This window comes from Actinomadura sp. NPDC048032 (assembly GCF_040653175.1).
Lineage (GTDB): Bacteria > Actinomycetota > Actinomycetes > Streptosporangiales > Streptosporangiaceae > Spirillospora > Spirillospora verrucosospora.
This window is the reverse complement of record NZ_JBEZJP010000287.1, coordinates 1-10,603: the sequence shown is the minus strand read 5'-3', so window position 1 is coordinate 10,603 and position 10,603 is coordinate 1. Positions and strand designations below refer to the sequence as shown.

Here is a 10,603-nt window from a genome sequence, read left to right as displayed (position 1 = left end):
GCGAACGCGACGTAGAAGTCGAGGTCGGCGAGGTCGAAACCGGTCAGCTCGGCGTACCGTCCGGCGAACTCGCGGCGCGTGAGGAAGCCGGGCGCGGAGGTGATCGTGGCGCCGACCGGGAGCTGCTCGGCGTCGGCCGCCTCGGCCCAGTAGACGAGCGTCAGCCCGAGGTCGGACAGCGGGTCGCCGAGCGTCGACATCTCCCAGTCCACGACGGCCGCGATCTCCGGGCGAGGCTCCAGCCGGGCGAGCGCGTTGTCGAGCCGGAAGTCGCCGTGCACCAGGCGGGCCGGGGCGTCGGCCGGCAGCCGTTCGGCCAGCCGCGCGACGAGGCGGTCGTACTCGGGCAGGTCATGGGCGTTTCCCGTGGCGCGGACGGCCTCCTGCGAGGAGTCCCACTGCTTGCCCCAGCGCTTGAGCTGGCGCTCCATGTAGCCGCTCGGACGCCCGAAGTCCCCCAACCCGACGGCCCGCACGTCGACCGTGTGGATCGCGGCGAGCGCCTCGGCCAGCGCGTCGCTGAGGCCGCGCGCCTGCTCGGGGGTGATGCCGGCGGCGTCCTCCCGGGTGCGCAGGACGCGTCCCTCGACGAAGTCCATGAGGTAGAAGCGGGCGCCGATGACGTCCTCGTCGTCGCAGAAGGCCAGCGCCGCCGGCACCGGCACCGCCGTCCCGCGGCCGAGCGCCGACAGCACGCGGTACTCGCGGCCCATGTCGTGCGCCGTCGGCAGGACGTGGCCGAGCGGCGGCCGGCGCAGCACGACGCGGCGGCCCCCGTCCAGCGCGATGCCGTACGTGAGGTTCGACCGCCCGCCCGCGATCAGGTCGATCGCGCTGATCCGTCCCGATCCGGGCAGCTCACGGGCCAGCCAGGCCGCCAGCCGGGGGACGTCGATACCGGGCACCCCGGCGGGCAGTTCTGCGTCAACGGTCATGACGCCCTATTAGAACGTGGCTCGGTCAGGGCTGTGAACCCCACCCCCGTACCGCCGTCCGGTCCGTGAGACCCCGGCCACTTCCGGCCGACTTGCGACCGCGTGTAATCCGATCTTCGAGGTCGACGCTGACCTGCGCGAACGCGGCGACCCTCAGCCCCTCTTTCCCCCAGGGTGAGCAAGTCGACCGAACTCCCGGGAGGAAAAAGGTGACACAAGGTGGAATGCTCGGACACGCGGGGTGCCCGTCTGCCGCCACACCTGATCGAACCCGGTTGAGGCGTCGTCAGCCGTCATCCCGCCACGACGCGGCGAGCCGTACCTACGAGTCTCGCCGGACCAAGAGAAGTAACTGGGACCACTCGGGGGTCAAACCGCCCGATTGGGGGGGAACGCACCGTGGCAGACGCATGGCTGCCAAGAGCCGGCCGCATGCCGGCACCGAACGACGGCGGAGCGTTGCGGGGAGGTGCTCCCCGCGTCGTCTGGTGCGCCGAGGAGCACGACCCGCACACCGTCTCCGCGCGCTCGGTGGCCGCCGACCTGCTGAAGGAGAACCGCCCGGCCCACCTCGTGTGGCACCCGGGAACCGGTGAGATCGTCCAGCTCCTGCCCATCACCCGCGCGGCCCGGCTGCTCGGCGGCGCGCTCGGGCGGGAGGGCCGCGTCTGCGCGCAGATCATGGTGGTGGGCCAGTCGCGGTCGCCGTTCACCGGCTCGCCGCTCACCGGCGTCGAGGCGATCGTCCAGTGGCTGGACGCGTGGGGCGTCGCCCGCCGCTGGCCCGCCGGCCCCCCGCTGCCGTCGCCGCAGTCGTACCACGCGCAGCGCAGCCGCAAGGACTGGGCCCGCGGCGGGCACTACGGCGCGTCCCAGGTGCCGCTGCTGGACCGTCCCGACCCCGGCGGCATCGACGTCCGGCGCATCACCGGGCCCGACACCCCGGTCGCCCCCGTCCCCAAGCCCCGCCTCCCCGGCGCCCCCGCCGGCCCCCGGCTGGTCACGCCGCGTCCCCGCACGCCCGAGGCCCTCCGTCCGGCGCCGAGCGAGACGCCGGCCGCGCGCCCCGGCCCGCTGCACCCCGCGTCGGAGCCCGTCCCGGTCGGGCCCCTGTCCAACTGACGGCGCTACCCGGCGAGCGTCCGGACGATCTCGCACCCCTTGCGCAGCTCGGCCGGGGTCGCGGCCGAGCCGTAACCGATCACGAGCCCGGACGCGCCCACGGGACCCATGTGGTGGCGGTTCAGCGTCTCCACCACGACGCCGCGCCGGGCCGCCTCGTCCACGACCCGCGCGGCCACCGCCTCCGGGACGTCCACCACCAGGTGCAGGCCGGCCGTGTCGCCGCGCAGCGGCAGGCCGTCCAGCGCCTGCACCACCACCTCGCGGCGCCGCGCGTACTCCCCGCGCATCCGGCGGACGTACCTGTCCAGGTCACCCCGTTCCAGGAGGAGCCTCAGCGCGTCCTGCGGCACCACGGCGGTGCGGTCGTTCAGCTCCTCCCTCCGGAGCGCCACCTCCGCCACCAGGTCGGGACGGCCCCCCAGCCAGCCGACGCCCATGTCCGCAGTGAGGATCTTGGCGGTCGTGCCCAGATAGACGACGACATCCGGGTCCAGACCGTAGAGCGCTGGCAGAGGGGCGACGTCGTAGCGGAACTCTCCGTCGTAGTCGTCCTCGGCGATGAGCGCCCCGTTGCGCCTCGCCCATGCCAGCAGAGCCTGCCTCCGCGGAACGGGCAGCACGCCCCCCATCGGGAACTGGTGCGACGGCGTCGTATAGACAAGGCGCAGGTCATCGGGCAGAGCATCGACGACGAGGCCGTGCTCGTCCACAGGACACGGAACGAGCTCCGCACCCCGTCCCCTCAGAACCGCCCGCGCCCTGCCGTAGCCGGGCTCCTCCACACCCACCCGGTCACCAGGACGAAGGACGGTCGCGGCAAGCAGATCGAGCCCGTTCGTCGCCCCCCGCGTGACAAGAAGGCCGTCCACAGGGCAGGCCACACCACGACTACGCCTGATGTAGTCGACCAGGGCCTGCCGTAGGCCGAGCGAACCATGCGGATCCTGACGCTGCTGCGGCGGCATGCCCGCAGCGAGCCGCCACGCCCTGCGCCACGCGGGCGTGTCCAGTGCCCCGACCCACGCAAGACCTGGCCTCAGGTCAATCTCGCCAGGGGCCGCCGCCCTCCGCGCCGGTTTCATCGTCAGCCGTGGCCTCGGCATAGGCGAGGCAGCCACACCCTCCGTCACGTACGTGCCGGACCCATGGCGCCCTTCCAGCCAGCCCTCCGCGTAGAGCTGCTCATACGCCTCCGTCACGACCGTCCGGCTGACGCCCAGCAAACCGGCCAGAGCCCTACTGGACGGAAGCCGTTCGCCCGCGGCGAGCCGTCCCTCACCCATGGCGGAACGCAACTGCGCGACAAGCTGCGCGCTCATCGGCTCCGGAGCGTCCCGCTCCACGGAAAGAGGCAGATCGATCGACAAAGTGGTCACCTGCTATACGCGCCAAGTGGCCATACCCGCCAGGCCACTCGCCTCCTAGCGTAAACGGACATGAACCCACTCTCCTCAACCGCCCGCACCCGTCTCGGCCGCCTTCCGGAACGCTCCAGCACCGACAGGACCGTCCTCTACGAGATCCTCGACGACGGCCTGATCTGCCACCTCGGCCTCGTCGTGGACGGCTCCCCCCGCGTCATCCCCACCGGCTACGGCCGCCTGGACGACACCCTCTACCTGCACGGATCCACCGGCGCGAGCAGCCTCAGGGCCGGACCGTCCCAGGACGTCTGCGTCACCGTCACCCACCTCGACGGCCTCGTCCTCGCCCGCTCCCTGTTCCACCACTCCATCAACTACCGCAGCGCCGTCGTCTACGGCACACCCCGCCTCGTCGACGACCCTGAAGAGAAGCTGACCGGCCTCCGCGTCATCACCGAGCAACTGACCCCCGGCCAGTGGGACGTGGCCCGCCGGCCCAACCGCAAGGAACTGGCCGGCGTCTCCGTCCTGGCGCTCCCCCTGGACGAGGCCTCCGTGAAGGTGCGGCAGGGCCCTCCCGGAGACGAGGAAGAGGACTACGCCCTCGACATCTGGGCCGGCGTCGTCCCCGTCACCCAGACCTTCGGCGTTCCAGCCCCCGACCCCCTCCTCCGTCCCGGCATCCCCGTTCCAGGACATATCGCCCAGCGCGTGACCTCCTAAATCGATCGCCCGCGATGCCCCGCGCAGTCGTTCATGGCCGTAGGGTGAGTCCATGAACGAGCGGCTGGTCTGGATCGACTGCGAGATGACGGGACTCGACCTGCGCGACGACGCGCTCATCGAGATAGCCGCACTGGTCACCGACAGCGAGCTCAACATCCTCGACGAGGGCGTCGACGTGGTCATCAAACCGCCGCCGGAGTCCATCACCCAGATGACCAAGGTCGTCCGCGACATGCACACCACGTCGGGCCTCCTGGAGGCCCTCCCCGGCGGCGTCACCCTCGCCGAGGCCGAGGACGTCGTCCTCAAGTACATCCGGGGCCACGTGAAGGACGCCAAGAAGGCCCCCCTGTGCGGCAACTCCATCGCGACCGACCGCTCCTTCCTCGCCCGCGACATGCCGGCCCTCGACGCCCACCTGCACTACCGCATGGTCGACGTCTCCTCGATCAAGGAACTGGCCCGGCGCTGGTACCCCCGCGTCTACTTCGCCAGCCCCGAGAAGAAGGGCGGCCACCGCGCCCTGGCCGACATCACCGAGAGCATCCAGGAACTGCGCTACTACCGCGCCGCCGTCTTCGTCCAGCCCCCCGGCCCCGACTCCGACACGGCCCGCTCCATCGCCTCCCAGGTCGCCTCCGGCTGACCCACCCCGAAGAAGCCGCTACACTACTGGGAGCCGGGAGCGATCCCGGCCACGGTGGGTGTAGCTCAGCTGGCAGAGCACTTGGTTGTGGTCCAAGATGTCGGGGGTTCAAGTCCCCTCACTCACCCCACTCCGCGGGGCCTGGTCGTCCGAGACGATCAGGCCTCGACGTTGTTACGGTCTCGATAAGGCCTCCATCTGCGCGGTTCATCGACTCTCGAAGATCATGTGGTTATGCTCCGACCCTAGAAATGTCAACGACACGCCAAGGGCGACGGATGAGTGTCGACGAGACGGCTCCGCTGCGCGTACTCGTGGTGGACGGCGACGCCCGGTGCAGGGCTGACGTGATCTCCGTGCTGGACGGCAGCGACGAGTTCCAGGTCGTCGCCGACACCCCCGATCCCGCCGCGGCGGTCTCCCTGGCGGAACGCCTGCGTCCCGACATCGTCCTGCTGGACACGGTGGCCGCCGGTCATGCGCTGCCGCTCAGCACGTCCTCGCGGGTGTTCGTGCTCGCCTCCGACGACCAGCCCGGCGTCGAGGCCGCTCTCCGCGCCGGCGCCTGCGGGCACCTCGTCCCGGGGTCGTTCACGGCCCACGACCTCGTCCGCGGCGTCCGCCACGCGTCCCGCACCACCCTCGGGCTGTCCGCCCGCGAGTCCGAGGTCATGGACCTCATCGCCACCGGCCGCTCCAACGGCGAGATCGCCCGCCAGCTCTTCCTCAGCGAGAAGACGGTCAAGAACCACGTCAACCGGATCTACGCGAAGCTCGGCGTCGGCTCCCGCGCCACCGCGATAGCCCTGTGGCGGGGCATGATGAGCGTCCTTCCGGCCCGTGAGTAAACCGATTCGCACTGGTCCGCAGGGCCTGATACTGTTCTTCCTGTCGCGAGGGACCCCGGCCCACCGCCGAGGCCCGTACGACAGGCGCCGTTAGCTCAATTGGCAGAGCAGCGGACTCTTAATCCGCGGGTTCGGGGTTCAAGTCCCTGACGGCGCACCCGCTACCACCAGCGACGATCTCCTTACTGGGAGTCGTCGCTGTTGTCGTATGAGGCCGAGCCGCGCCCGTCACCCTGCACGAGCGGTTCGGCTCTTTGAGGGCGTCCAGCGCCTTGGCCGCCTGCTTGTGATCCCTTTCGGGTCCGGACGCCGCATGGTTGGTCAGTCGCCTTTTCCACATCGCGCGTCAACACCAGGGGAGCCGAAAAGCGCTCCTTTCGCACTCGGTGTTTCGCGTTGGCGGTGGACGGACCTCAACCGCAGCGGATGCCGCGAACCGGGCTTCGCCGACGGCGGGGGCGGGACGTGGCGGGGTGGTGACGGATGGCTGCGGACGCCTCCGCTCTGATCAACCAGACGCTATTGTCTTTTTGACAGAGGAGGTGTGCCGTGAGACCCCTGGAGGCGTCCGATCCCCGCCAGATCGGGCATTACCGAATGCTCGCCCAGCTCGGCCGCGGAGGCATGGGACGGGTCCTGCTCGGCAGCGGGCCGGACGGGCGGCTGGCCGCGGTCAAGCTGGTCGACGAGCAGTTCGTGCACGACGACGGGTTCCGCGGCCGGTTCCGCCGCGAGGTCCGCGCCTCCCGCCGGGTCGCCGGGGCCTACACGGCGGCGGTGATCGACGCCGACTCCGAGGCGGCCGAGCCCTGGCTGGCGTCGGTGTACGTTCCGGGTCCCTCGCTGCACGAGGTCGTCGCCGCGGCCGGTCCGCTGGCGGCCGGGCCGGCGCTCCGGCTGGCCGCCGGGCTCGCGTCCGCGCTGACCGAGGTGCACCGCGCCGGGCTGGTGCACCGCGACCTGAAGCCGTCCAACGTGCTGCTCACCGAGGACGGCCTGCGAGTGATCGACTTCGGTATCGCGCGGGCCGTCGAGGGCGATGACGGCACCCAGCTCACCCGCACCGGCGCGCTGGTCGGCACGCCCGGCTTCATGTCCCCGGAGCAGGCCCTGGGGCGGGACCTGACCACCGCCAGCGACGTCTTCTCCCTGGGCTCGACGCTGGTGTACGCCTGCACCGGCCAGGGCCCGTTCCACGCGCGGAGCACTCCGCAGACCCTGCAGAACGTGATCCACGCCGATCCCGTGCTGGGCGATCTGCCGGACCGGATCCGCGAGATCGTTTCTGCCTGCCTGGCCAAGGACCCGGCCGCACGGCCGGTGCCCGCCGAGCTGCTGCGGTGGATCGGCGAGGTCCCGCCGTCCGCGCGACCCTGGCCGGACGCGGTGCACGCCACGATCGCGCGGCAGGGCACCGAGGTCGCCTGGCTGCTCCAAGCCCCGCAGGCCCCGCCGCCGCACGTCCCGGCAGGACCGGCGCCCACACCCACGGCCGTCGCGCCGGCGCCGGGCAGGAGGCGGTTCCTGCTGATGGCGGGCGGCGGCGCCCTCGGCCTCGCCGCGCTCGGCGGCGCCGCCGCCTGGGCGCTGCGCGGTGACGACGAGCCGGCGTCCGGCAAGAAGAGCGTGTCCGGCGGGAGCGGCGGTACGGACGCGAAGCCGCTGGCGGTCTTGGAAGGTCACGCCGGTTCCGTGCACCACGCCGAGTTCGACCGCGCGGGTGCTCTCCTCGTTACCGCCGGGGAGGACGGCACCGTGCGGCTGTGGGACGCCAGGACCCGGCGGCCGTCCGGCCAGCCGCTCAAGATCGCCCCCAAGTCGGCCCTCAAGGCCACGTTCGACAAGGCCGGGCGGTTGCTGCTCACCGCCAGCATGGACGGCGGCGTCAAGGTGTGGGACGTGCAGACCCGCCAGCAGGTCGGCGCGACCCTCGGCATCCCCATGTTCGACTTCTCCGACGATCCGGCCCCGGTGAGCGACGTGGCCTTCAGCCCGGCCGGGGACCGGCTGGCGGCCATCGGATCCCACCTGAAGGTGTGGGACACCGAGTCCCGCAAGGAGGTGAGCGGGCTCACCTTCGACAAGGCGAACATCATGTCGTTCATCGCGTTCAGCGGGGACGGGAAGCTGCTGGCCTTCACCGAGCGGGATCTGGTGCGGGTGCTGGACGTGAGTTCCCGCGAGGTGGTCGGGCAGCCCCTGCGCGGGCACACCGTCCAGATCACGAAGGCGGATATGAGCCCGGACGGCCGGACGCTGGCGACCGGGGGCGCCGACACGACCGTGCGGCTGTGGGACGTCCAGCGGACGGCTCCGCTCGGTGAGGTGGTGCCCGCGAGCGACCACGCCCCGCAGGGCATGGCGTTCAGCGGGGACGGACGGCTGCTGGCCACCGTCGGCAACGACTCCACCCTGCGGTTGTGGGACGTCGCCGGGCGCAAGGAGGTCGGGAAGCCGATCAACCTCCCGGGCAAGGCCTCCGCCGTGGCGTTCAGCCCGGACGGGAAGGTCCTCGCCGTCGGCGGCGACGAGAAGGTGTGGCTCTACGACGTCGCCGGCCGCACCCGCGCCTGAACCGCCGGTGAGCGAGGTGACCATGCGACCGCTCGCCGCGTCCGACCCGGAGCGGGTCGGGCACTACCGGATGCTCGGCGAGCTCGGCCGCGGCGGGATGGGCCGGGTGCTGCTGGGGTCCGCGCCCGACGGGCGGCCGGTGGCGGTGAAGCTCATGCACGCCCGGCTGGCCGGCGCCCCCGGCTTCCGGGAGCGGTTCCGCGCCGAGGTGGCGGCCACCCGCAGCGTGTCCGGCGCGTACACGGCCGCCGTGCTCGACGCGGACGCCGACGCGCCGACGCCGTGGCTGGCGTCGGTGTACGTGCCGGGGCCGTCGCTGCGGGACGCGGTCCGGGCGGCCGGGCCGCTGCCGGAGCCGGCGGTGCTGCGGCTGGCGGCCGGGCTCACGGCCGCCCTCGTGGAGATCCACCGGGCCGGGCTGGTGCACCGGGACCTCAAACCGTCCAACGTGCTGCTGGCCGCCGACGCCCCGAAGGTGATCGACTTCGGGGTCGCGCGGGCGGCCGAGAGCGACGGCGACGGGCAGACCGGCGTCCTGGCCGGGACGCCCGGGTACATGTCGCCGGAACAGGCCGAGGGAGGGTCGGCGACCGCGGCCGGCGACGTCTTCTCGCTGGGGGCGGTGCTGGTGTACGCCTGCACCGGCCGCGGGCCCTTCGACGGGCCCGGACCGGCGCAGGCGCTCTACAACGTCGTGCACGCCGAGCCCGATCTGTCCGGCGTGCCGGACCGGCTCCGTCCGGCCGTCGCGGCGTGCCTGGCCAAGGACCCGGCCCGCCGGCCGGACCCCGCCCGGCTCGCGGCGATGCTCGGCGCGGTCGCCCCGGCCGCGCAGCCGTGGCCGCCCGCGGTGCAGCGGATGATCGACGAGCGGCGGGCCTGGATCGGCTGGACGCCCAATCCGGAACCCGCGGCGACCCTGGCCTACACGCGCCGCCCCCGCTTCGGCCCGTCCACCGCCCTCGGCTCCCGGCGCGGCGTGCTGGCGGCGTGCGCGGCGGTGGCCACGACCCTGGTGGTCGCGGCCCTCGTGGCGACGGTCCTGGTGGTGGCGCCGTGGTCGGAATCGGCCGCCCGAAGCGACCCCGCCGCGCACCGGTCCACGGCCCCGCCGCCGAGCCGATCACTGCGCGGGCACACCGCGTCCGTGCGCGACCTGATTTTCACCCCGGACGGCCGGACTCTGGCCAGCGCCAGCGACGACGCCACGGTACGGCTCTGGAACGTCGCGGACGGGAAGCAGCGCCGCGCGCCCCTCGACCACCCCGACGGCGTCAACGCGCTGGCGATGAGCCACGGCGGCAGCACCCTGTACACCGCGGGCGACGACGGCCGCCTCCGCCTCTTCCCGGTGTCGGGCAAGGGCGAGCCGGGCGACCTCGACATCGATCTCGGGCCCCTGACGTCCCTGGCCCTGAGCCCGGACGACCGCGTCCTGGCCACCAGCAACACCGACCAGTCCGTGCGGCTGTGGGACCTGGACGACGGGAAGGTGGGCCCGCTCCTGGGGACCGAGGCAGGCAACGTGCAGGCCCTGGCGTTCGCCCCGGACAGCCGGATGCTGGCCATCGGCACGACCGGCACCGAGCAGGACCCCAAGACCGGGAACACTCGTGGTGTGGCGCAACTGTGGGAGGTCTACGACCGCAAGAAGCTCAGCGAGAACCTGTCCGGCCACGACTCCTGGGTAGAGGACGTGGCGTTCAGCCCCGACGGGCAGACGCTGGCGACGGCGGGCGGTGAGACCGTCCGCCTGTGGGACGTGGCCCGGACCCAGCAGAAGGGCACTCCGTTCCAGTGCGACGGCCGCTGCAACACGACGGTGTTCAGCCCGAACGGCCGCATCCTCGCCGCCGGAGGCTCGGGAGGGACCGTCCGGCTCTGGGACGTGACCCGCCACCGGCAGCTGGGCCCCACGCTCACCGGGCATGGCGGCGCCGTCTTCAGCGTGTGCTTCAGCCCGGACGGCCGAACCCTCGCCACCGCCGGCGAGGACGGCACCATCCACCTATGGCAAGCCCCCACCTAGCCTGAGGGAGGGCGTAGTCCGCATCCCAGAGGGCGATGACGGCGCCGTGCGTGTCCCGGCTGAGCTGGAGGCGGATCTCCTTGTGCGGCGTCTGCCGGGCCGCGTTAGTGACAATTTCCGAGACGACGAGACGTTGTCGAGAATGTGGAAATAGTTTAATTGCGGATGCGCGCGCCCATAAGAGTGCACTCAAAACCCAAAGTGAAGTCGACACGTGCCCCGCAGACTTCTCGCTAACCTCGCTGGCCGGGTGTGGCCCCTGCCCTACAGACAGGCCGCGTTCGCCGGCGCGGGCGGTGCGCCCGGCGCGGTGCATGTAGTCCTTGTGGTCGGCGGGCGGGTCGACGTGCATCACC

8 protein-coding genes and 2 tRNA genes are annotated in these 10,603 nt (G+C 72.3%); 8 read left to right on the top strand and 2 right to left on the bottom strand.

Annotated features, from left to right (window positions below; all coding sequences use genetic code 11):
- Nucleotides 1–935: phosphotransferase family protein (locus AB0C69_RS29155; RefSeq protein ID WP_360358352.1), on the bottom strand; the 935-nt coding region annotated here is incomplete at its 3' end.
- 432 nt (nt 936–1,367) lie between these two features.
- Between AB0C69_RS29155 and AB0C69_RS29150 the strand changes: the two genes are divergently transcribed.
- Entirely contained in the window at nt 1,368–2,057 is a 690-nt protein-coding gene (locus AB0C69_RS29150) for a hypothetical protein (RefSeq protein WP_345179598.1), read from the top strand.
- A gap of 5 nt (nt 2,058–2,062) precedes the next feature.
- Here AB0C69_RS29150 and AB0C69_RS29145 read toward each other — a convergent pair whose 3' ends face one another.
- Complete coding sequence (locus AB0C69_RS29145; RefSeq protein ID WP_360358354.1) at nt 2,063–3,379, bottom strand: PLP-dependent aminotransferase family protein; 1,317 nt, start codon at nt 3,377–3,379, stop codon at nt 2,063–2,065.
- A gap of 117 nt (nt 3,380–3,496) precedes the next feature.
- Here AB0C69_RS29145 and AB0C69_RS29140 point away from each other — a divergent pair, with 117 nt between their 5' ends.
- The 7 genes from AB0C69_RS29140 to AB0C69_RS29110 all read left to right on the top strand — a co-directional run bounded on the left by AB0C69_RS29140 (nt 3,497) and on the right by AB0C69_RS29110 (nt 10,247).
- Nucleotides 3,497–4,147 carry a pyridoxamine 5'-phosphate oxidase family protein gene (locus AB0C69_RS29140; RefSeq protein ID WP_345179600.1) on the top strand — a complete coding sequence of 217 codons (651 nt, stop codon included), beginning with the start codon at nt 3,497–3,499 and terminating at the stop codon, nt 4,145–4,147.
- A gap of 52 nt (nt 4,148–4,199) precedes the next feature.
- On the top strand, nt 4,200–4,796 hold the full coding sequence (orn, locus tag AB0C69_RS29135) for an oligoribonuclease (RefSeq protein WP_345179603.1): 597 nt from the start codon (nt 4,200–4,202) through the stop codon (nt 4,794–4,796).
- 54 nt (nt 4,797–4,850) lie between these two features.
- Nucleotides 4,851–4,926: transfer RNA gene (locus AB0C69_RS29130), tRNA-His, on the top strand.
- Between the two features lie 148 nt (nt 4,927–5,074).
- Nucleotides 5,075–5,644, top strand: a complete 570-nt coding sequence (locus AB0C69_RS29125; protein ID WP_360358351.1) for a response regulator transcription factor — start codon at nt 5,075–5,077, stop codon at nt 5,642–5,644.
- An 84-nt stretch (nt 5,645–5,728) separates the two neighbouring features.
- A tRNA-Lys gene (locus AB0C69_RS29120) sits at nt 5,729–5,801 on the top strand.
- A 392-nt stretch (nt 5,802–6,193) separates the two neighbouring features.
- Entirely contained in the window at nt 6,194–8,218 is a 2,025-nt protein-coding gene (locus tag AB0C69_RS29115; protein ID WP_360358350.1) for a serine/threonine-protein kinase, read from the top strand.
- Nucleotides 8,219–8,240: 22 nt separating this feature from the next.
- The gene (locus AB0C69_RS29110; protein WP_360358353.1) at nt 8,241–10,247 is read left to right on the top strand and encodes a serine/threonine-protein kinase; all 2,007 of its coding nucleotides are present in this window, start codon (nt 8,241–8,243) and stop codon (nt 10,245–10,247) included.
- The last annotated feature ends 356 nt before the right edge of the window (nt 10,248–10,603 follow it).

Coding starts and splice junctions, on each gene's coding strand:
- AB0C69_RS29150 (WP_345179598.1), top strand. CDS start 1,368: ATGCCGGCACCGAACGACGGCGGAGCGTTGCGGGGAGGTGCTCCCCGC.
- AB0C69_RS29145 (WP_360358354.1), bottom strand. CDS start 3,379: ATGAGCGCGCAGCTTGTCGCGCAGTTGCGTTCCGCCATGGGTGAGGGA.
- AB0C69_RS29140 (WP_345179600.1), top strand. CDS start 3,497: ATGAACCCACTCTCCTCAACCGCCCGCACCCGTCTCGGCCGCCTTCCG.
- orn (WP_345179603.1), top strand. CDS start 4,200: ATGAACGAGCGGCTGGTCTGGATCGACTGCGAGATGACGGGACTCGAC.
- AB0C69_RS29125 (WP_360358351.1), top strand. CDS start 5,075: ATGAGTGTCGACGAGACGGCTCCGCTGCGCGTACTCGTGGTGGACGGC.
- AB0C69_RS29110 (WP_360358353.1), top strand. CDS start 8,241: ATGCGACCGCTCGCCGCGTCCGACCCGGAGCGGGTCGGGCACTACCGG.